Origin of the sequence: Sphingomonas sp. S-NIH.Pt3_0716, assembly GCF_003950715.1 — a bacterium.
GTDB classification, from domain to species: domain Bacteria; phylum Pseudomonadota; class Alphaproteobacteria; order Sphingomonadales; family Sphingomonadaceae; genus Sphingobium; species Sphingobium yanoikuyae_A.
In genome coordinates, this window is the sequence record NZ_QLJK01000116.1 from 1 (window position 1) to 904 (window position 904).

The 904-nt window shown below is 65.0% G+C and carries 1 protein-coding gene and 2 pseudogenes; all 3 read left to right on the forward strand.

From position 1 onward, the window contains the following. A pseudogene (locus BRX37_RS26300) lies at positions 1 to 378 on the forward strand (cytochrome ubiquinol oxidase subunit I); the annotation flags it as partial. Next, complete coding sequence (locus BRX37_RS26305; RefSeq protein WP_125990379.1) at positions 375 to 752, forward strand: hypothetical protein; 378 nt, start codon at positions 375 to 377, stop codon at positions 750 to 752. The pseudogene BRX37_RS26300 and the gene BRX37_RS26305, both read left to right, overlap by 4 nt. Then, positions 749 to 904 (forward strand): annotated as a pseudogene (locus tag BRX37_RS27730) (cytochrome c oxidase assembly protein); the annotation flags it as partial. The gene BRX37_RS26305 and the pseudogene BRX37_RS27730, both read left to right, overlap by 4 nt.

Sequence of the window (904 nt, forward strand, 5' to 3'; positions counted from 1 at the left end):
GCAAGCTGGCTGCTGACGCTTGGCGCGCGCGAGGTGCATGCCCGCAAGCATGTCGGCATGGCTCGGCTCTGCCTCATGGTCGCGCTGCTACTCAGCCTTGCCGGGATCGGGGCAGGGCTGGCCGGCCCCTGGACCCATGGCATGGACCCGCAGGCGCACAGCTATCCTGCAATCGTGTGGACGCTCGCCATCTGGGCCGCGGCCCATGCGGGCGTTGCCGCCATCATGCAGGGCTATGCACTGGCGCGCAGTCTCGCCGGGCGCATGGACCCGGTGCATGACGCGGACCTGCGCAACGTCACCGTCTACATGCATTTCTATGCGCTAACCGCGATCGTCACCTATGCGACGATCGGCCTGTTCCCGCAGATCACATGAGCGAGCGAGGCAAATGGCATGAGCGGCTCAAGGTAACGCTCTGGACGCTCATCATTCCACCAGCGATCTGGGCGGGGCATTTCCTCGCCTCCTATCTCTGGGCGGCCATTTCCTGTGCCAAGGCCGGGCGCTTTGCCAGTTTTCCGCTGCTGTTCGTCATCGGCACGATGCTTGCGCTGCTGATGATCGGGCTTTCGGGATGGATCGCCTGGGCGCAGGCACGCCTGCCGGGCAATCCGCCGCCCCATGAGGACTCGACCCGGATCGACCGGCTCCGTTTCCTGGCCAAGTCGACCTTGCTCCTGGCAGGGCTGAGCTTCGTCGGGGTGCTGTTCACGGCGCTTCCGGTCATTTTCCTGCGGGATTGCCGATGAAGCGCGCCGCACTTTTCGCCGGTCTGGCGCTGGTCCCGACGGGGTGGATCCTGGCTGTGCTGCCGCTTGGCATGGTTGGTCATATGGCAGGCCATATGATTGCCGTGGCGATTGCAGCGCCTTTTCTTGCCCTTGGCCTGTCGCAAGGGCGG

Excerpts from the sequence above, each read along its gene's own strand:
- BRX37_RS26305 (WP_125990379.1), top strand. The coding sequence starts at position 375 with ATGAGCGAGCGAGGCAAATGGCATGAGCGGCTCAAGGTAACGCTCTGG.